Consider the following 19,117-nt stretch of genomic DNA (forward strand, 5'->3'; position numbering starts at 1 on the left):
TCCATGAATCATTGAAAAATTGATTCGGGAATCCTATAAAACGCGACAAAATCAAAAATCTGCCAAAGTAGTGCTAGGGCGTGTACTCATAAATGGCTGGATCGAGGTCCGCCGTCCGGGGCAAAGCGGACCAGATGGACTCATAGCGAGTATTTCAGCTTTTGACCCATTGCAGAAGTCGTCGTCCTATTCGACAACGCTCGCCCCTTACACCGAACGTAAACCTCACGACTGTGAGAGAGGCTGAAGGATCACCACAAGATGGACTTTCAAAGAGCCGCAGCATTGGCAACGCTATGGGTCGAACTCACGTGCGAGGGGCAGGCTCGCATAGTTCGCGAAGCCACAGTCGCAAAGCCCTACGGTTGGATATTCTCTTATGAATCGATGCAATTTTTAGATGCCGGTGACGAGTCCGCAAAGCTTCTTGGAAATGCGCCCATCCTTGTGGACAGAGATACACTTGAGCTTCGAATTGTCGGAGCTACCGCGTGGCCGCTAGAGCACCATCTTGCAGAGTACGAGAAAACGCTCTCTCCAGCTTCTCTTCAACGTCCGCCGCAACCTCCAACTTGGTAAGCGAGACGACAACTATCACACCAGTGCGACTGACTAGTCGCAGGGCGGCCAAATTTGGAAGAGGCGCGGAAACAACGGGTAAGATCGGCTGCCATGAAGTAATTGAGTTTCACCAAAAGCCCAATGTGATCCTTTACACCTTCGAAGCTACGAAGATCATCCTTTTGTTCATTATTGGCTTGAACGTCGTGCAGGTCTTCGGCCTTCACTTGCTGGGGTATGCATCACTGCTATTTATGGTGAAGCTTGCCATACTGGCCGATGGTCTGCTGCTTCCTATCTTTGTCTTCGTAGTTTTGCTGGTCGCAAGCGGACTAACCTTTATCGTAACCCGCACCGATCTGGGTATTCGGTTTAGGCCATTTGGTATAAGGACGTCACGTTCGGCCGGAAGTTTGCAGGGCAAGTGGATAGAAAGTTGTTCAATGGCGAAGGGCAAAAATATCGCACTTGGATGATGAGAAACGAAATTGCCTACGGCTTTTGGATTTTTGCAATAGGACCGTTCGCGATCTCATCACGATGAGCAAGGCCGCTTGCTGGCCGTGCGTTACTTCCGCTGCTGGCCCTTAGCTGACCTGCCGACCGCCCCGGCGAACGTCAGCTTTCGGAGGTAAATCCGACGACGCGGCTCGGATGAGCGGTTCTCTCAATTTTATGAGTACACGCCCTAGTAGTTCGTCGCGGACTTCTCGTTGGGAATGCCGTCGATCGGGCATTCCTCCGTGCCGACTGTCGGACGTGTCATCGCCTCGACCATGTCGCGCGTGCCTTCGGGATCGGCGATCCATTTCGAATAGAAGTCATAGGGACAGGCGGCCAAACCTTTCGCGCTTTCGCCGGAATTGATCATGCCGGTGTAGCCGCGATGCAGCAGCTTGAAGAGATGGTTCTGCGACTGGTTGTTGCGGCGTGCATCGCGGATCAAGGTCTTCGAGAGGCCCGCGTACTGGATGCCGTATTCCTCCTCGCCGGTCTCACCCAGCGTTCGGCCGTCGAAGCCGACGATCGCGGAGTGGCCGAAATAGGAATAGACGCCGTCGAACCCCGCGGCATTGGCCACCGCGACATAGACGTTGTTGGCCCAGGCCATCGCCTTGGAGATCATCACCTGCTGCTCCTTGGCCGGATACATGTAGCCCTGGCAGCGCACGATCAGTTCCGCGCCTTTCATCGCGCAATCGCGCCAGATCTCCGGGTAATTGCCGTCGTCGCAGATGATCAGGCTGACCTTCAGCCCCTTCGGGCCGTCGGAGACATAGGTGCAATTGCCGGGATACCAGCCTTCGATCGGCACCCAGGGCATGATCTTGCGATATTTCTGCACGATCTCGCCCTTGTCGTTCATCAGGATCAGCGTGTTGTAGGGCGCCTTGTGCGGATGTTCCTCGTGGCGCTCGCCGGTCAGCGAGAACACGCCCCAGACCTTCGCCTTCCGGCAGGCCGCGGCAAAGATCGCGGTCTCCTCACCCGGCACCTGCGAGGCGGTCTCGTACATCTGCTTGGAATCGTACATGATGCCGTGGGTGGAGTATTCCGGGAAGATGACGAGGTCCATGCCCGGCAGGCCGAGCTTCATGCCCACGACCATGTCGGCGATCTTGCGGGCGTTGTCGAGCACCTCGGCCTTGGTGTGCAGCCGCGGCATCTTGTAATTGACGACGGCCACGCCGACCACGTCGTTGCTGGAAGAGATGTCACCGTGAAGCATTTGAAACGCCCTTCTGTTCTGGTCGAGTTTCTTCGGTCCGCAGCGTCAGTGGCTGATCATCCAGGGCCGCGCGGTCGGAAAGCCGACCGCGCCGCTCCTGCTTTTGGTCACGAGCCGCCCGGGCTTCTTCTTCGGACCCGATCCGCAGCAGCCGCAGCCCGGACCGTGCGCAGCCTTGTACTGGTCGAGCGTCTTCGGCGCATGCCGGCTCTGCTCGTTGGTGGCGTGCGCCTTGCGCCTGTCCGCGGGCATGCAGGAGAACGCCGGCGCGGTGAGGATCACGCGCGGCGATTCGATCTCGCAGCGCGGGCAGGCCTGCGGCTCGTCGCATTCGGCCATCGGCCGCATGTCGGTGAACGGTCCGCAATCACGGCAGAGATATTCATAGACGGGCATCGTCGCTCCCTTCGCTGTCGCACGCCGGATGCGGGGCTCACGCGCCGCATCCGCCTCGCATGGAGACTATTTGTCGGGCGAGATCGGCATCTGGATATCGCCCGTGATGTGCTTCACGGGACCCGCCGCCGACGGCATCACGTCGAAGTCGAAGATCTCCGTCGGCAGCCACAACGTGGCGCAGGCGTTGGGCACGTCGACCACGCCGGAGATGTGGCCCTGGCACGGCGCGGTGCCGAGGATCGAATAGGCCTGGGCGCCGGAATAGCCGAACTTCTTCAGATACTCGATCGCGTTCAGGCAGGCCTGGCGGTAGGCGATGTGAACGTCGAGGTAATGCTGCTTGCCGGCCTCGTCGACCGAGATGCCCTCGAAGATCAGATAATCCTTGTAGTTCGGCGTGATCGGCGACGGCTTGAACACGGGGTTCTTGATGCCGTATTTCGCCACGCCGTCCTTGATGACGTCGACCTTGATGTGCAGCCAGCCGGCCATCTCGATCGCGCCGCAGAAGGTGATCTCGCCGTCGCCCTGGCTGAAATGCAGATCGCCCATCGAGAGGCCGCCGCCGGGCACATAGACCGGGAAGTAGATCTTCGAGCCGCGCGACAGATCCTTGATGTCGCAATTGCCGCCATGCTCGCGCGGCGGCACCGTGCGGGCGCCCTCGAGACCGATCTTGGCCTTGACGTCGCCCTTGGCCCGGCCGGCGTGGGCGGTCGGCGCGAACGGCGGATTGGCAAGGCCCGGAACACGGTCCGGATTGGTCGCGATCAGTTCGGCTTCGCGCGCGTTCCAGGCCGCGAGCATCTTGGCATCAGGCAGACAGCCGATCAGGCCGGGATGGATCAGGCCGGCGAAGTTGACGCCGGGCACGTGGCGCGACGAGGTGTAGAGGCCCTTGATGTCCCAGATCGACTTCTGCGCCAGCGGGAAGTGATCGGTCAGGAAGCCGCCGCCGTTCTGCTTGGAGAAAAAGCCGTTGAAGCCCCACAGGCTCTCCTTGAGCGGACCGACGTCGAGCAGATCGACGACCAGGAGATCGCCGGGCTCGGCGTCCTTGACGCCGATCGGACCGGACAGGAAGTGCACGATCGACAGGTCGATATCGCGCACGTCGTCCGCCGAGTCGTTGTTCTTGATGAAGCCGCCGGTCCAATCGACGGTCTCGATGATGAAATCGTCGCCCGGGCTGACCCACTCCACGATCGGAACCTCCGGATGCCAGCGGTTGTGGATCTTGTCGTTCTCATAGGCCGATTTCGTGAGATCGACCTTGATCAGCGTGTCTGGCATCGAGATGCTCCCCTTGGTTACTGGTTAGACGGACAGGAATTTCGAGATCTGCGCGGCATCGACGCTTTCGCGCGGATCGTCGCGCACGATCTCGCCGTTCTCGATCACGAGCACGCGGTCGGCGATGTCGAGCGCGAAGCTCAGCACCTGCTCGGAGACGACGATCGACAGGCCCCGCTCGTCGCGAATTCGCTTCAAGGTGCGCGCCATCTCCTTGATGATCGAGGGCTGGATACCTTCGGTCGGCTCATCGAGCAGCAGCACTTTCGGCTTGGTCGCGAGCGCCCGCGCGATCGCCAGCTGCTGCTGCTGCCCGCCCGAGAGATTGCCCCCGCGGCGTCCCTTCATCTCCAGCAGCACCGGAAACAGCTCGTAGATATCAGCAGGAACTTCCGCGCCGCCGGACACCACCAGGCCCGTCTCGATGTTCTCCTTGACCGTCATGGTCGAGAAGATCATCCGCCCCTGCGGGACATAGGCGAGCCCCTTGGCGACGCGGTCGTAGCTCGGCAGCGATCCGAGCTCGGTGCCGTCCATGACCACCGAGCCGCTCCGGGTCGGCACGATCCCCATCAGCGACTTCATCAGCGTGGTCTTGCCCATGCCGTTGCGGCCCATGATCGCGACGATCTCGTTGGGCGCGACCGACACGTTGAGGCCGTGCAGCACCTCGCTCTGGCCGTAGGCGACATGGAGATCATTGATTGCCAGCATGGACGTGCTCCTTAATGGCCGAGGTAAACTTCGATCACTTTCGGATCGTTCTTCACCTTCTCCATGGTGCCTTCGGAGAGGATCTGGCCCTGGTGCAGCACCGTGACCTTGTGGGCGATGTCCTCGACGAATTTCATGTCGTGCTCGATGACGAGCACCGAGCGGTCCTTGATGATGCGGTTGAGCAGCTCGGCGGTCTTGGCGCGTTCGGAAACGCTCATTCCCGCGACGGGCTCGTCGAGCATCAACAGGTCCGGATCCTGGATCAGCAGCATGCCGATCTCGAGCCACTGCTTCTGGCCGTGGCTGAGCAGTGCTGCGCTCATGTCGAGGCGGTCCTTGAGGAAGATCATCTCGGCGACCTCGTGGACGCGGTCGCGCACGGCGGCATCGCGGGTGAAGGTCAACGCACCGAACACGGTGCGGCCGCGCGGATAGGAGATCTCCAAATTCTCGAACACGGTGAGGTCGTCGTAGATCGACGGCGTCTGGAATTTGCGACCGACGCCCGCCTTGACGATCTGGTTCTCCTTCAGCTTGGTCAGGTCCTTGCCGCGGAATTCGATCGAACCCGAGGTGGCCTTGGTCTTTCCGCAGATCAGGTCGAGTACGGTGGTCTTGCCAGCGCCATTGGGGCCGATGATGACGCGAATCTCGTTCTCCTCGACGTAGAAGGAGAGATCGTTGACCGCCTTGAAGCCGTCGAAGGAGACGGTGAGGCCTTCGACCGAGAGCAGGAAGGGCTTTGGTTGATGACCGACGAGCATGATCTATTTCCTCACTGCCAGCGTGGCATCGGCATCGTGATGACCGACGAGCATGATCTATTTCCTCACTCTGCCGGCGCGCTGTCGGCGACCGAGTTGTCGGTCCAGCCGGGCTTCGGTTTGCGTGCGCCGATCAGCTTGCTGATCTGCGGCTGGACGTAATCGCCCCAGATGCCGGCGAGGCCATTCGGGAATGCCAGCACCACGGCGATGAACAGGCCGCCGAGGCCGAACAGCCAGAGCTCGGGAAACGACTCAGAGAGGCTGGTCTTGGCGAAGTTGACGAGAATCGTTCCGTAGACCGCACCCAGGATCGAGAGCCGGCCGCCGACCGCGGTGTAGATCACCATCTCGATCGAGGGCACGATGCCGACAAAGGACGGCGACATGAAGCCGACGTTGAGCGCGAACATGGCGCCGCCGATTGCGGCGAAGATCGCGGCGATGCAGAAGGCGAAGATCTTGAAGTTGGCGACGCTGTAGCCGGAAAAGCGGACCCGGTCCTCCTGGTCGCGCATCGCCACCAGGATGCGGCCGAGCTTCGAATGGCGGACGAACTGCGCGATGAAGATGCAGCCGAACAGCAGGCCGACCTCGAAGAAGTAGAGCACGACCTTGGCGTGGTCGGGACGGATATCCCATCCCTTCAGCGTGCGCAGGTCGGTCATGCCGTTGATGCCGCCGGTGTAGCCCTGCTGACCGACGATCAGGATGGTCAGTATCGCCGCAACCGCCTGCGTGATGATCGCGAAGTAGGTGCCGCCGACCCGACGCTTGAACATCGCAGCACCGATGATCAGGGCGAAGATGCCGGGCACCAGGATGACGGCGGCGATGGTGAAGGTCAGGCTGTGGAACGGCTTCCAGAAGAACGGCAGCGCTGTGATCTGATTCCAGTCCATGAAATCGGGGATGCCCGGCGTCGACTGGATCTTGGTGTTTTCGACGCTGGAGGCCTCGAGCTTGAGGAACATCGCCATGCAGTAGCCGCCGAGGCCGAAGAATACGCCCTGCCCCAGGCTCAGGATGCCGCCGTAACCCCAGCAGATCACCAGCCCCAGCGCGACGAAGGCATAGGTCAGATATTTGGCGACCAGGTTGAGACGAAAGACGTCGAGGCAGAGCGGCAGGATCACGACCAGAAAGACCGCGAGCACCAGGATGCCGATCAACTCCGAACGCGTGGCGAAACGACTATCGTTCATGGGTCAGCCCCCTGCACTTTCGTTATTTACGGACCTTGAGGGCGAAAAGGCCCTGCGGCCGCAGCATCAGAATTCCCACCACCGCGAGCAGCGTCAGCACCTTCGCCATCGAACCCGACATGAAGAACTCGAGCGTCGACTGGGTCTGCGAGATCGAGAAGGCGGAGGCGATAGTGCCGAGCAGGCTTGCGGCGCCGCCGAACACGACGACCAGGAAGGTATCGACGATGTAGAGCTGGCCCGAGGTCGGCCCGGTCGAGCCGATCATGGTGAAGGCCGAGCCGGCGACGCCGGCGATGCCGCAGCCGAGGGCGAAGGTGTATCGGTCGACCTTCGCGGTATTGATGCCGACGGCGCCTGCCATGATGCGGTTCTGCACGACGGCGCGGACCTGGCGGCCCCAGCGCGAGCGGAACATGATGTAGGCGACGCCGATCGTGATCAGCACCGTCAGGCCCATCACGAAGACGCCGTTGATCGGCACCTCGATCGAGTCGGTGACGTGGAGCGAGCCCAGCATCCATTGCGGCAGCTCGACGCCGACTTCGCGCGCGCCGAAGATCGAGCGATAGGCCTGCTGCAGCATCAGGCTGAGGCCCCAGGTCGCCAGCAGCGTGTCGAGCGGGCGCTTATAGAGGTGCCGGATCAGCACCCATTCGACCAGCATTCCGAGCGCGCCGGACGCCAGGAAGGCCAATATCATCGCGAGGAAGAAGTAGCCGCTGAACAGACCAGGCAGATAGGACTGGAAGAAGTTCGACGTCATCCAGGTGACGTAGGCGCCGAGGATCATGAACTCGCCATGGGCCATGTTGATGACGCCCATCTGGCCGAAGATGATCGCGAGCCCCAGCGCCATCAGCACGTAGACGGAGAACAGGATCAGCCCGGCAAAGCCCTGCATGACGAAGATCGAGCCGAGGTCGCCAATCGAATAGTCGCCGAACATCTGGTTTCTCCGTCGAAGACGCGGTCTCGCGTCCGAGGGCACAGGGTCCCGCGCCGCGATCGACATCGCGGCGCGGGGTCGTGAGACGCGGATTGATGGTCCGCATCAGGGAGCTCTTTGCCCGGGATGGTGGCGACGGCTTACTGGTAGCCCTTCGGGAACGGATCGGGCTCGACGAGATCGGCGGTCTCGTAGATCAGCTCGAACTGGCCATCGAGCTTGGCGCGACCGACGCGGGTCTTCGACCAAAGGTGATGGTTCTCATGGATGCGCACATAACCTTCCGGCGCGCCCTTGAACTCGACGCCGGGCGATGCCGCCGCGATCTTGTCGATATCGAAAGAGCCCGCCTTCTCGACCGTCAACTTCCACAACCACGGACCGAGATACGCGGCCTGGGTCACGTCTCCGATCACGGTCTTCTCGCCCCACATCTTCTTGAACGCGGGCACGAAGGCCTTGTTGTTGGGATTGTCGAGCGACTGGAAGTACTTCATGCAGGCATAGGCGCCCGCGATGTTTTCGCCGCCAATGCCGTCGATCTCGTCCTCGGTGACCGAGATCGTCAGCAGCGCCTGCTTGGCGAGATCGATGCCGGCCGCCTTGAGCTGCTTGTAGAAGGCGACGTTGGATCCGCCGACGACGTCGGTGAAGATCACGTCGGGCTTGGTCAGCTTGATCTTGTTGATGACGGAATTGAACTGGGTGTTGCCGAGCGGATAGTACTCCTCGCCGACGACCTTGCCCTTCAGTACGTTCTCGACGTGCTTGCGCGCGATCTTGTTCGAGGTGCGCGGCCAGATATAGTCGGAGCCGATGAAGAAGAAGGTCTTCGCGCCCTTCTCCTTGGCGATCCAGTTCAGGCCGGCGAGAATCTGCTGGGTCGCTTCCTGGCCGGTGTAGATGACGTTCTTGGACTGCTCGAGACCTTCATAGAAGGTCGGGTAGTAGAGCATGCCGTTGTACTGTTCGACGACCGGCAGCACCGCCTTGCGCGAGGCCGAGGTCCAGCAGCCCATGATGGCCGCAACCTTGTCGTTCACGAGCAGCTTCTTCGCCTTCTCCGCGAAGGTCGGCCAGTCCGAAGCGCCGTCTTCCTGGATGAACTTGATCTTGCGCCCGAGCACGCCGCCGGCGGCGTTGATCTGCTCGATGGCGAGCTTCTCGGCTTCGATCGAACCGGTCTCCGAGATCGCCATCGTGCCGGTGGCCGAGTGCAGGATGCCGACGGTGACCTCGGTGTCGGTGACCGCGAGACCCGTGGTATTGACCGCCGATGTCGCAGGGGCCTGCGCAAAAGATGCGCGCGGCAGCATCGTCATCGCCGGCACGGCGGCCATTCCCATCAATAATTTGCGCCTGAGCGGCGACAACAGGCCCTTGTTGGCTTCGTCTGACATGAGCACCCCACCTTTGTTCGAGGACACGCGATTGGTGTCGTGAGGATGGCCCGGATTTGTGCAGCGCAAGCATACGCAAGATCGCGTATACTGCACCGCAAAATGCCGACGTAGGCTTCTGGTACGGGATTTGCGAGGGCTCCGGGTCCGTATCGGGAGTGGGGTAAAGCGTGGCAGGGCGGCAGCGAATAGACCGCGTCAGGCGCCAGTACAACCAATGGGTTGCGAACCAGACGCTGGAAGACTATGCGCTGCGCTTCACCGCCAAGAGCGCGCGGCGCTGGTCCGCCGCCCGCGTCGCCAACACCGCGCTTGGCGCGATCTCGTTTCTGGCGCTGGAAGCGATCGGCGGCACCATCACGCTGAACTATGGCGCGGCCAACGCGACCGCAGCGATCCTGGTCGTCAGCGTCATCATCTTCCTGTGCGGCCTGCCGATTGCCTACTATGCCGCAAAATGCGGCACAGATATCGACCTGCTGACCCGCGGCGCTGGCTTCGGCTACATCGGCTCGACGATCACCTCGTTGATCTACGCGTCCTTCACCTTCATCTTCTTCGCGTTCGAGGCGGTCATTCTGGCGGCCGCGCTGGAGCTATGCTTCGGTATCCCCCGCCCGCTCGGCTATCTCATCAGCGCCATCGTCATCATTCCCCTGGTGACCTATGGCATCACCCTGATCAGCCGCTTCCAATTGTGGACGCAGCCGATCTGGATTGTCCTGCATGTGCTCCCCTTCCTGGCGATCGCCTGGGCCAATCCGCATTCGTTCACGGAGTGGCGGAAGTTCGCCGGCGAGCATGGCAATCCGAACGGACATCTCGATCTGCTGATGTTCGGTGCCGCCGCGTCGGTGGTGTTTTCGCTGGTGGCGCAGATCGGCGAGCAGGTCGACTTCCTGCGCTTCCTGCCGCGCGACCGCCGCACCTCGCGAACCTCCTGGTGGATCGCGCTGCTCAGCGCCGGTCCCGGCTGGATCATTTTCGGCGCGCTGAAACTGCTGGTCGGATCTTTTCTGGCCTATTTCGCCCTGAGCCATGGCGTAGCACTCGAACAGGCCGCCGAGCCGGCCAGCATGTATCTCGAAGCGTTTCGCTATGTGTTGTCGCAGCCGGATCTCGCGATGGCGCTGACCGGCACTTTCGTGATCCTGTCGCAGGTCAAGATCAACGTCACCAACGCCTATGCCGGCTCGATCGCCTGGTCGAACTTCTTCTCGCGGTTGACGCACAGCCATCCCGGTCGCGTCGTCTGGCTGGTGTTCAACGTCGTGGTGGCGCTGCTCCTGATGGAAATCGGTGTCTACAAGGCGCTGGAGCAAACGCTGGCGCTCTACTCCAACGTCGCGATCGCATGGGTCGGCGCGCTGGTCGCCGATCTCGTCATCAACAAGCCGCTCGGCCTGCGTCCGCCGCAGATCGAGTTCAAGCGCGCCCATCTCTACGACATCAACCCGGTCGGCGTCGGGGCCATGACGATCGCGACCATCGTCTCGATCTCGGCATTCTACGGACTGTTCGGACCGACCGCGAAGGCGCTATCGGCCTTCGTCGCGCTCGCAGCTGCCTTCGTCTCTGCGCCGCTGATCGCGTGGGCCACCGACGGCAAGTACTATATCGCGCGGAAGCCGAAGCGGGCATGGCAGAATGTCGAGTCGATCCAGTGCTGCATCTGCGAGCACTCCTTCGAGCCGGAGGACATGGCTTCATGCCCCGCCTACGCCGGACCAATCTGCTCCCTGTGCTGCTCGCTCGACGCCCGCTGCCATGATCTCTGCAAGCCGCACGCGCGGGCCGGCGCGCAGGTCTCGGCGGCGCTCGGCAAGTTTTTGCCCGAGGCGATCCATACAAGGATCAACTCGCAAGTAGGCCAGTATATCGGCGTGTTCGCGGTCTCGGCCGGCCTCATCGGCCTGGTGCTCGGGCTGATCTACCTGCAGACCTCGGCAACCGTGCATGCCGATGCGCTGCTGGCCGACGTGCTGTGGAAGGTGTTCTTCGCGCTGATCATCATCATCGGCGTCGTCGCCTGGCTGTTCGTGCTGGCGCAGCAGAGCCGTCGGGCGGCGGAGGAAGAAACCCGGCGGCAGACCACACTCCTGATCCAGGAAATCGACGCTCACAAGCGCACCGACGCCGAACTACAGCGCGCCAAGGAGGTCGCCGAATCCGCCAACCTCGCCAAGAGCCGCTATGTGGTTGGACTGAGCCACGAGCTCCGCTCCCCCCTGAACGCGATCTCCGGCTATGCGCAATTGCTCGAGCAGGACAACAGCTTGCCGCCGCGGCCACGCGATCAGGTGCGCGTGGTCCGCCGCAGCGCGGACCATCTGTCGGGATTGATCGACGGGATCCTCGACATCTCCAAGATCGAGGCCGGACGGCTCTATCTCTCCCGCGACGAGGTTCGTCTCAGCGATTTCCTCGATCAGCTCGTCGGCATGTTCCGCCTGCAAGCTGCCGCCAAGGGCATCGACTTCGTGTTCAAGCGACCGGCGGTGCTGCCGCTCGTGGTCTATGCCGACGAAAAACGGCTTCGGCAGATCCTCATCAACCTGCTGTCGAACGCGATCAAGTTCACCCAGACCGGCAGCGTCAAGTTCGTCGTGCATTATCGCAGCCCGGTCGCCGAGTTCGAGGTCGTCGATACCGGCCCCGGTATCCAGCCGGACGATCTCGAACGCATCTTCGCTCCGTTCGAGCGCGGCGCGCTCGGCGTGGCGCAGCCGCAGACCGGTACAGGCCTCGGCCTTACCATCAGCCGCCTGCTCGCGGGCGTGATGGGGGGCGACATCAAGGTGACCAGCACAGTGGGCCATGGCGCGACCTTCCGCGTGAAACTCCTGCTCTCCGAGGTCACGAATCCCCGGCGTGACGCTCCGGTGGAGGCGCCGATCTACGGTTATAGCGGGCCGCGCAAGACGATCCTGATCACCGACGACGATCCGACACATCGCGACCTGCTGCGTCAGGTGCTGGCGCCGCTCGGCTTCATCCTGCTCAGCGCCCCCGACGGTCCCGGCTGCCTCGCGCTGGCGCAGCACTGCCGGCCCGACCTGTTCCTGCTCGACATCTCCATGGCCGGCATGGACGGCTGGACGGTGGCGGAGACCTTGCGCGCCAGCGGCCATCACACCGCACGCATCCTGATGGTGTCGGCGAGCGCGCTCGAGGCGCATGGCGCGCCGCTGGCGCAGCCATTTCACGACGGCTACCTGATGAAGCCGATCGACATCCCGCGGCTGCTGGAAACCATCCGCCAATTGCTCAAGCTCGAATGGCAGTACGAGGCCGACCAGGCGCCGGTGCCGCTGTGGAAACCGGAGAGCGGCTCGCTGCCGCCCGTGAAGTATGTCGAGGAGCTGATCGAGCTCGGTCGGCTCGGCTATATCAGGGCGATCCAGCTCAAGCTCGACGAAATCGGCACCGAGCTTCCCGAGCACGCCGACTTCGTCACCCACATGCGGGCGCTACTCGACCGCTTCGATCTCGACCAATACATGGCGACGCTGAAAACCGTGTACAGCTATGATCACTGATCCCAAGAAGCGCGACGTCGCCCTCGTCGTCGACGACTCTCCCGAGACGCTGCGGCTCCTCACCGATGCGCTCGACGGCGCGGGCATGACCGTCATGGTCGCACTCGACGGCGTGTCCGCAATGCGGATCGTCGACCAGATCACGCCCGACATCGTGCTGCTCGATGCCGTGATGCCCGGCATGGACGGATTCGAGACCTGCAAGCGGCTCAAACGCGATGCCGGCCTCGACGGCGTGCCGATCATCTTCATGACGGGCCTTGCCGAGACCGAGCACATCGTGCGCGGACTGGAAGCCGGCGGCGTCGACTATGTGACGAAGCCGATCGCGATCAAGGAGATGCTGGCGCGCATTCGCGTCCACCTTGCCAACGCGCGACTGACCCAGAGTGCCCGCGCAGCGCACGACGTTTCCGGCCGCTATCTGCTCGCGGTGGATGATGCCGGCAAGATCAAATGGGCCACGCCGCAGGCGCAGAAGCTGCTCGCAGATGCGCTCGCGGTCGACGCCGATCATGACCTGGTGCTGCCCCACCCGATCCCGCAATGGATCAATCAGGTCCAAACAGGCAAAGCCGGATCGAAGACGGCCTCGATGTCCGCAGACAGCGAGCTGCTGCGACTGCAATACGTCGGCAAGCTCGGCCCGAACGAATTCCTGTTGCGGCTGGCGAAAGATACGAGCGCGGAGTCGCCGGCGGAATTCCCCCGCGAACTCGGGTTGACCGCGCGCGAGGGCGAAGTGCTGTCCTGGCTGGCGAAAGGCAAAACCAATCGCGACATCGCCCAGATCCTGGGGCTCTCGCCGCGCACCGTGGACAAGCATCTCGAGCAGATCTATTCCAAGCTCGGCGTCGAGAACCGCACAGCGGCGGCAGCGATCGCGGTCAACGCAAACCGGCGCAACACCTAAGACGCGTTCTTTGAAGCATTGGACCTGATTGAGGGCGCTGCCGGGGGCCGAACTTACCGACGGCGGAGCGAAACGAAGCGCCGATTTTGCGCCGCATCATTCCAAGTGCAGTGGAAACGCTCACTTTTTGAGCATGCAACGACGGCGGAGCTCAGGCTTAATCATGCCGACCTCGAATCGTGCTCGCCAGCAGGTGAGCAAGAACACGAGAAGACAGGGTCGTGGAGGATCGCATGCGACGGCTCGTGCAGGTCGCTCTCTTGGGGTTCGTCTCGGCGTTGACCGGCGCGGCGCTCGGCTTCGACCATGGACAATACGACAACGTCTCGCCCGACATCCGCGCATGGTTCAAGAGCGCGACAGCGCCGAACGGCGTGCCGTGCTGCGACATCTCCGATGGCCATCGCACCGACTATGACTATCGAGACGGCGCCTATTGGGTGCCGATTGAAGGACAGTGGATGGCTGTCCCCGAGCGCGCCATCATCCGCGATCACGGCAATCCGATCGGTCAGGCAGTGGTGTGGTACGCGCACCACCGCGGCAGCATCATCATCAGCTGTTTTGTCCCGGCTGACGCCGTATAGATTGTCGAGCCGCCTCGAGATTATGGCCAGTGCCGGGGTTGGTGAACGTCAACGCGATGAGCTTCGCCACCAGCGAAATCCATCCTAGGCATGCTCATCCTACGCGCCAAAGGCTCGCCTAACGCTTAAAGCAATGCTCGCGCTGCCATTGCAGAAAATGCGGATGAGGCCGATCCGATGACCTTCTTGGCGTTATCGCACGACCGGACTTGTTCATGATCGATCGAACCCCTTCCAGGTCGTTCGTCTGACGCGAGATCAATATTTCCATATCATCGGACAGGCTGATCAAACCACGATCGAACATCCAATGAGCCGTACCCGACAGACCGATCCCATTGCTCACGATGTCCGGCCCACTTGCCTCTACGGGCCGAATGTGCGCCGCCGCAACTTCTGCGCGCCCCAGTCCCTTGATGAGCTTCAATCCGGTAATGGCGCAGCGCTCATCATAGGCACGCAGCACGATCCGACGGAAAACGCGATCTCTCAGAACTCTGGATACGGTAAGGCTGATACGATCTCTATGCTGTTCAAATAGGAACAGCGCCTGCTCGCTCTCATCGAGTTGAGCCAACCGAACATCGGCATCAACCCTGGGCAGCAGCGGCGCGCCTTCTGCGAAACCAAGTTCGAGTATCCTATTGAAATTGTCGGGCGAGATTGGGCGAACTGCCGACTGAGCACGCCCCGAAATTCGCCACTACTCGTTCAGGACGCCGCGTTCCACGGGACCATTCGGCCCGTTGAAAGGAACCGGATTTGCAAAATCGAGATAACTTCCGGACTCGATCAGAGCGAGATACATCCCCGGAGAGCCAGGGTCAGCAATAACCTGCTGAACCCGAGCAATCGCAAAATAGCCGCGCGTCTCGGCAACTTTGCTCGGCTCGTAATAGATTATCCAATCGCCAATGCAGGCTTCAACGCGGCGGAAATACTGACCGGGAAACTGATATCGTTCAGCGGGGCTGTCATCGTAGATCGAGTCCGATCGATGGATGAATACGCCAAATGACATAGTCTAAGCGGCGCCGCCTCTCAAGCCTGAAGGAAATTGAATAGGCAGCCCCCTACTCTCACTCCATTGTTTAAATTGTCGCTAGCACCTTGATTTATAAGGAGCATTCAGCAAGCTCGACGGTCAAATGCCGATCGCTGGTCCGTCAAAACTCCTCGCTCTTGATTCCACAGAAAAATTCCCACGCTCTCGAGCGTCAATCGCATCAGCAGCTATCGACACCGATTGGCTGTGCCAACTGGGGTGGGCGCGCGTTCGTCACGGTCAGCCCCCTTGCCGTGCAGTCGAAGCTGCAGTTCCTCCTGAAGTCGCCGATCAGTTTTGAGATCCTGACGATCATAGGACGGACGCGCTCGCCGTGCGCATTGACGACGCTCTGTTCGAGATCTGACCGAAGAAAGAGCCCGCGACGCCTTGCGAAGTAGCGCTGAATGCCGCGGCGCCTCTCACCGACCTCATGAACAGGCTGCTTCCGGAGATCTGCGATGCACAGTGGCCCCTCACGTTGCCCCGCGGGCCTAATCCCGTTTGAAGTGGATCAGCTCGCCGGGATGCCCGCGCCCGAACGAAAGCGCCATACCGTGGCCGATACAGCGGGACAATGGCTCGAGAGCTGCCGGCTACATCGGAGCGGAAACGCGCTCTCTCTGTTCGAACATCAATCGGCTGGCGTGACTGAATATCTCGTATCCATCGTCCCGCGCGACCGCCACGAGGGTGACGCCGGCCCGCTCGGCGGTCTCGATTGCCAGTGAAGTCGGTGCCGACACGGCGACGAGGAGCGGCGTGCCCATTCGCGCGGTCTTCTGCACCAGTTCGACTGAGACCCGACTGGTCATGAGGACAGCGCCTTGCGTCGTCTCCAGACCGGCCCTGGCCACCGCACCAGCCAGTTTATCGAGCGCATTGTGGCGGCCGACGTCTTCTCTGACCAGAGGGATGCCATCGCCATCCCAGAATGCCGCAGCATGCATCGCGCCTGTCGCCTGATGGTGCGGCTGAAGCGACCGTAGCGACCGCATCGCGGTCAGAATATCGAAGGGCCGAAATCCGACCCGCATGGAAATGCGCGGCGGCTGCGCGCAAGCCTGCTCGAGGCTTTCGATCCCGCACAAACCACAGCCGACCGGCCCAACCATTGCTCTCCGCCGTTTGGCGAGGCGACCGGCATCTTCGTCTTCAAGCCAAGTCCGCACCTCCCAACCGAGTTCGAGTTCGACGACCTCAATGCCGAGGATATCATCCTGCCCCGCCACAATACCTTCGCTCAAGCTAAAGCCGATACCGAAATCGACGAGATCGACGGGCGAGGCCATCATCACCGCATAAGTCGAGCCGTTGTAGGTGAGCGCTATGGGGCGCTCCTCCGCGACCCTGCGCGAGGACGGTATGGGATCTCGTCCCCGCCAGAGCAGTTCTGGTTTGTCTAGGCTGCAGCGATCATCCATGGCCAGCTCCGGAACAGCGTCTGGCAACCTCTGCCGGCCGGCCCGGTTCCTGCACGATCATCTTACGGTCTCGTGCGAGCGATCTGATCAACATCTCGCGAGGCGTTTAATCCCCGTACGTTAGCGAGCAGACTATCGCTCCCGCGCCACCCGCACCTCGTCGCATCGCACTGCATTCTCGGCATTTTGGCGCCCGATCATCTCATTTGCCTCCGAAGCAGCGCCGAGGAACCTGCATGACCAACATACGTTGGCGCTGCATGGCTGGGTGGGTTCCCAAAGAGAAGCAGGATCATGGCGCGACCAAACGAAGCCGGTGACGAGAACGCCGAAACGGTTCACTACGACGGTCCAGCTGGCGGATGGGGCTCTCTGGAAGGGATAGCGCGCATCTTCGGCAAAGAGTGGGACTCGCCCGCGGCTTTGAACACCCTTCGTCGGCAAAACAAGCCGAAAGGCTTCATGTGTGTGTCGTGCTCCTGGGCAAAGCCGGCCGACTACCACACCTTCGAATTCTGCGAGAACGGTGCCAAGGCGACGCTTTGGGAGCTGACCTCCCGCCGTTGTACGCCGGAATTCTTTGCCGAACACACAGTGACAGAGTTGCTCTGCTGGAAGGATTACGACCTCGAGCAGCAGGGTCGACTGACCCATCCGCTGCGCTACGACAGTGCCACAGATAAATATGTGCCCTGCTCCTGGGATGAAGCTTTTCAGGCGATCGGTTTGCAGCTCAAGGCGCTCGATCCCAAGTCGGTCGTGTTCTATTCGTCGGGCCGTGCCAGCCTCGAGACCTCCTACCTCTATGCCCTGTTCGCGCGGGTCTATGGCAACAACAACCTGCCCGACAGTTCGAACATGTGCCACGAAACCACGTCGGTGGCGCTGAAGAAGCTGATTGGCGCCGGCGTCGGAACCGTCGTCTTCGACGATCTCAGCAACTGCGACGCGATGTTCTTCTTTGGGCAGAATACCGGATCGAACAGCCCTCGCTTTCTGCATCCACTCCAGGATGCGGCCAAGCGCGGCGTTCAGATTATTACTTTCAATCCCGTGCGCGAAAAGGGCCTTGAGGTCTTCATCAATCCGCAGAACCCGGCGGAGATGCTGACAGGCAAAAGCACGCAGATCAGCAGCCAGTACCACCAGGTGAAGGTTGGCGGCGACATCGCCGTCATTGTCGGAATCTGCAAGCATGTGTTTGCGGCTGACGATGCGGCCAAGCAGCAGGGCAAACGTGTCATCGATGCTCCCTTCGTCGAACAGCACACGCATGGCTTCGAAGAGTTCGAAGCCAAGGTCCGAGCGATTTCCTGGGGCGACATCGAAGCCGCCTCTGGCCTCAGCCGAGCGGTCATCGAGGGAGCCGCGCAGGTCTATGTCGAGGCAGACCGCGTGATCGGGATCTATGGCATGGGACTGACCCAGCACGTGCACGGATTCCAAAACGTGGCCATGCTCGTCAACATGCTGCTTCTGAAGGGAAACATCGGCCGAGACGGCACGGGAATCTCGCCGGTGCGTGGGCATTCGAATGTGCAGGGTCAGCGCACGGTCGGCATCTCGGAAAAGCCCAAGCTCGTCCCTCTCGACAAGTACGCCAAGCAGTTCGGGTTCGAGCCGCCGCGCGAGAAGGGCATGAACACCGTCGAAACTTGCGAAGGCGTTCTCGCCGGCAAGGTCAGGGCCTTCGTCGGATTGGGTGGAAATTTCGTGCGCGCCATCCCCGAACGATCGAAGATGGAAGAGGCTTGGCACGGGCTGGAGCTGACGGTTCAGATCGCCACCAAGCTCAACAGGAGCCATCTCGTGCACGGCAAGGCCGCCTATCTCTTGCCGTGCCTCGGCCGGACGGAGGAGGATATCCAAGCTAGCGGGCAGCAAGCCGTGACCATGGAAGACACTTTCAGTTGCATCCAGGGCTCGATTGGGCTGCGCAAGCCAGCAAGCGAACACCTGAAATCCGAGGTCGCGATCGTCGCTGGCCTCGCCCAGTCGATCCTGGCCCCCAACCCGAAACTCAAATGGGATGAATGGGTCGGCAACTACGATCTGATCCGCAACGAGATCGCAGAGACTTATCCAGACGAATTCCACGACTTCAACGCACGGATGTTCACGCCCGGCGGTTTCTATCGCGGCAATTCGGCCCGCGAACGGATCTGGAAGACGGAAAGCGGCAAGGCCGAGTTTACCGTCCCCGAGACGCTCAGTTCGACCGGCTTCCCGGATGCGCCCGGGCGCTACCGATTGCTGACCATGCGCAGCAACGATCAGTTCAATACGACGATCTACGGCTACAGCGATCGGATGAGGGGCATTGAGGGCACAAGGGACGTGCTGCTGATGAATCCAGACGATATCGCGCGCGCCGGCCTCCAGGAGGGCCAAATGGTCTTCCTGGTCAGCGACGCCGAGGATGGCGTGGCGCGGGAGGTCGGGCCGCTCAAGGTGACCCCGTTCAGACTGCCGGACGGCTGCGTCGGTGCCTACTATCCGGAAATGAACCCGCTGATCCCGCTGTCGCACCACGACATACATTCGAAGACGCCGGCCGCAAAATCAGTTCCTGTCCGAATTCGCGCGTGAGCG

Annotated in this window: 15 protein-coding genes and 1 pseudogene; 6 read left to right on the plus strand and 10 right to left on the minus strand. The window is 61.4% G+C overall.

From position 1 onward, the window contains the following. The first annotated feature begins 261 nt into the window (after positions 1 to 261). Together IF809_RS26175 and IF809_RS26180 are read left to right on the plus strand one after the other, a co-directional pair. Complete coding sequence (locus tag IF809_RS26175) at positions 262 to 579, plus strand: YrhB domain-containing protein (protein ID WP_462838954.1); 318 nt, start codon at positions 262 to 264, stop codon at positions 577 to 579. Beyond that, positions 492 to 1,037, plus strand: coding sequence for a hypothetical protein (locus IF809_RS26180; protein WP_462838992.1), 546 nt, complete (start codon positions 492 to 494; stop codon positions 1,035 to 1,037). Before IF809_RS26175 ends, IF809_RS26180 begins: the two co-directional genes overlap by 88 nt. Before the next feature lie 212 nt (positions 1,038 to 1,249). Here the strand turns inward: IF809_RS26180 and IF809_RS26185 are convergent, their stop codons facing one another. From IF809_RS26185 to urtA, 8 genes are all read right to left on the minus strand, one after another. Then, the gene (locus tag IF809_RS26185) at positions 1,250 to 2,290 is read right to left on the minus strand and encodes an aliphatic amidase (protein ID WP_462838955.1); all 1,041 of its coding nucleotides are present in this window, start codon (positions 2,288 to 2,290) and stop codon (positions 1,250 to 1,252) included. Positions 2,291 to 2,335: 45 nt separating this feature from the next. After that, entirely contained in the window at positions 2,336 to 2,686 is a 351-nt protein-coding gene (locus IF809_RS26190) for an FmdB family zinc ribbon protein (protein ID WP_462838956.1), read from the minus strand. A gap of 66 nt (positions 2,687 to 2,752) precedes the next feature. Next, positions 2,753 to 3,982: a formamidase gene (fmdA, locus tag IF809_RS26195; protein WP_462838957.1), complete on the minus strand. Its 1,230-nt coding sequence runs from the start codon at positions 3,980 to 3,982 to the stop codon at positions 2,753 to 2,755. A 24-nt stretch (positions 3,983 to 4,006) separates the two neighbouring features. Next, positions 4,007 to 4,696, minus strand: coding sequence for an urea ABC transporter ATP-binding subunit UrtE (gene urtE / locus IF809_RS26200; RefSeq protein WP_462838958.1), 690 nt, complete (start codon positions 4,694 to 4,696; stop codon positions 4,007 to 4,009). 11 nt (positions 4,697 to 4,707) lie between these two features. Then, complete coding sequence (gene urtD, locus IF809_RS26205; protein WP_453979292.1) at positions 4,708 to 5,463, minus strand: urea ABC transporter ATP-binding protein UrtD; 756 nt, start codon at positions 5,461 to 5,463, stop codon at positions 4,708 to 4,710. 65 nt (positions 5,464 to 5,528) lie between these two features. Beyond that, positions 5,529 to 6,668 carry an urea ABC transporter permease subunit UrtC gene (gene urtC / locus IF809_RS26210; protein ID WP_462838959.1) on the minus strand — a complete coding sequence of 380 codons (1,140 nt, stop codon included), beginning with the start codon at positions 6,666 to 6,668 and terminating at the stop codon, positions 5,529 to 5,531. A gap of 22 nt (positions 6,669 to 6,690) precedes the next feature. Continuing rightward, positions 6,691 to 7,617 (minus strand): urea ABC transporter permease subunit UrtB, encoded by a 927-nt coding sequence (gene urtB / locus IF809_RS26215; protein ID WP_128965756.1) that lies wholly within the window; start codon positions 7,615 to 7,617, stop codon positions 6,691 to 6,693. A gap of 140 nt (positions 7,618 to 7,757) precedes the next feature. After that, positions 7,758 to 9,017 carry an urea ABC transporter substrate-binding protein gene (gene urtA, locus IF809_RS26220; protein ID WP_128965755.1) on the minus strand — a complete coding sequence of 420 codons (1,260 nt, stop codon included), beginning with the start codon at positions 9,015 to 9,017 and terminating at the stop codon, positions 7,758 to 7,760. A gap of 170 nt (positions 9,018 to 9,187) precedes the next feature. Here urtA and IF809_RS26225 point away from each other — a divergent pair, with 170 nt between their 5' ends. From IF809_RS26225 to IF809_RS26235, 3 genes are all read left to right on the plus strand, one after another. Beyond that, positions 9,188 to 12,556, plus strand: coding sequence for a hybrid sensor histidine kinase/response regulator (locus tag IF809_RS26225; protein WP_462838960.1), 3,369 nt, complete (start codon positions 9,188 to 9,190; stop codon positions 12,554 to 12,556). After that, the gene (locus tag IF809_RS26230; RefSeq protein ID WP_128965753.1) at positions 12,546 to 13,469 is read left to right on the plus strand and encodes a response regulator transcription factor; all 924 of its coding nucleotides are present in this window, start codon (positions 12,546 to 12,548) and stop codon (positions 13,467 to 13,469) included. The genes IF809_RS26225 and IF809_RS26230 overlap by 11 nt, the downstream gene beginning before the upstream one ends. A 233-nt stretch (positions 13,470 to 13,702) precedes the next feature. Further along, on the plus strand, positions 13,703 to 14,056 hold the full coding sequence (locus IF809_RS26235; protein ID WP_128965752.1) for a hypothetical protein: 354 nt from the start codon (positions 13,703 to 13,705) through the stop codon (positions 14,054 to 14,056). A 118-nt stretch (positions 14,057 to 14,174) separates the two neighbouring features. On the opposite strand, the pseudogene IF809_RS26240 reads toward IF809_RS26235, so the two are convergent. After that, positions 14,175 to 15,077: pseudogene (locus IF809_RS26240) on the minus strand (HNH endonuclease). Between the two features lie 620 nt (positions 15,078 to 15,697). Further along, a complete protein-coding gene (fdhD, locus tag IF809_RS26245) occupies positions 15,698 to 16,525 on the minus strand; it encodes a formate dehydrogenase accessory sulfurtransferase FdhD (RefSeq protein WP_128965751.1) in 828 nt (275 codons plus the stop codon). A 294-nt stretch (positions 16,526 to 16,819) separates the two neighbouring features. On the opposite strand from fdhD, the gene IF809_RS26250 reads away from it, so the two are divergent. Further along, positions 16,820 to 19,114: an FdhF/YdeP family oxidoreductase gene (locus tag IF809_RS26250; protein ID WP_462838961.1), complete on the plus strand. Its 2,295-nt coding sequence runs from the start codon at positions 16,820 to 16,822 to the stop codon at positions 19,112 to 19,114. Positions 19,115 to 19,117: the final 3 nt, after the last annotated feature.

The organism is Bradyrhizobium sp. UFLA06-24, assembly GCF_054967145.1.

Bases quoted from the DNA above. Each gene is read 5' to 3' on its own strand.
- urtA (WP_128965755.1), bottom strand. From the start codon at position 9,017: ATGTCAGACGAAGCCAACAAGGGCCTGTTGTCGCCGCTCAGGCGCAAA.
- IF809_RS26230 (WP_128965753.1), top strand. From the start codon at position 12,546: ATGATCACTGATCCCAAGAAGCGCGACGTCGCCCTCGTCGTCGACGAC.
- fdhD (WP_128965751.1), bottom strand. From the start codon at position 16,525: ATGGATGATCGCTGCAGCCTAGACAAACCAGAACTGCTCTGGCGGGGA.
- fmdA (WP_462838957.1), bottom strand. From the start codon at position 3,982: ATGCCAGACACGCTGATCAAGGTCGATCTCACGAAATCGGCCTATGAG.
- urtD (WP_453979292.1), bottom strand. From the start codon at position 5,463: ATGCTCGTCGGTCATCAACCAAAGCCCTTCCTGCTCTCGGTCGAAGGC.
- urtC (WP_462838959.1), bottom strand. From the start codon at position 6,668: ATGAACGATAGTCGTTTCGCCACGCGTTCGGAGTTGATCGGCATCCTG.
- IF809_RS26250 (WP_462838961.1), top strand. From the start codon at position 16,820: ATGGCGCGACCAAACGAAGCCGGTGACGAGAACGCCGAAACGGTTCAC.
- IF809_RS26190 (WP_462838956.1), bottom strand. From the start codon at position 2,686: ATGCCCGTCTATGAATATCTCTGCCGTGATTGCGGACCGTTCACCGAC.
- IF809_RS26235 (WP_128965752.1), top strand. From the start codon at position 13,703: ATGCGACGGCTCGTGCAGGTCGCTCTCTTGGGGTTCGTCTCGGCGTTG.
- IF809_RS26175 (WP_462838954.1), top strand. From the start codon at position 262: ATGGACTTTCAAAGAGCCGCAGCATTGGCAACGCTATGGGTCGAACTC.
- IF809_RS26185 (WP_462838955.1), bottom strand. From the start codon at position 2,290: ATGCTTCACGGTGACATCTCTTCCAGCAACGACGTGGTCGGCGTGGCC.
- urtB (WP_128965756.1), bottom strand. From the start codon at position 7,617: ATGTTCGGCGACTATTCGATTGGCGACCTCGGCTCGATCTTCGTCATG.
- urtE (WP_462838958.1), bottom strand. From the start codon at position 4,696: ATGCTGGCAATCAATGATCTCCATGTCGCCTACGGCCAGAGCGAGGTG.